Annotated in this window: 1 protein-coding gene; it reads right to left on the bottom strand. The window is 41.8% G+C overall.

Annotated features, from left to right (window positions below; translation table 11 throughout):
* Positions 1–341, bottom strand: a 341-nt coding sequence (locus Y882_RS20200; protein ID WP_211259249.1) for a hypothetical protein, incomplete at its 3' end; no start/stop codon positions are given.
* Positions 342–402 lie beyond the last annotated feature (61 nt).

Here is a 402-nt window from a genome sequence, read left to right on the forward strand (position 1 = left end):
ATATTATACACGCCAATTGACTTGGATTCACGGAACATTGCACTAGCACCGTCCAGCTCGTTGTAATGGGTACGCACGACGCCATTTTCCATATAAATACGCCCATCACGTTCACAGAACGGTTTTATTTTCTCTAAGCAGTTAAAAAGTTCAGTATCAAGCGTATAGACGTCAGACCCCTTTTCTGTACGCTCAATTATCTTGTCAATGTTGGGCCACTTTAATTCCAGCAATTGGGTACGCAACCAGCAACCGTCTTCGTAGTGAAATGTCATACTGGTATCTGTACATTGAATTCTTACTGGTGGCTTTTTAATGCGCAATAATTCTTTGATGGCCATACGTGGTACAACACAATCAACAGGGAACACAGCACCGAACCAATATTGTATAATACTAGCG

Origin of the sequence: Dyella japonica DSM 16301 (assembly GCF_001010355.1) — a bacterium.
Classification (GTDB): domain Bacteria; phylum Pseudomonadota; class Gammaproteobacteria; order Xanthomonadales; family Rhodanobacteraceae; genus Dyella; species Dyella japonica.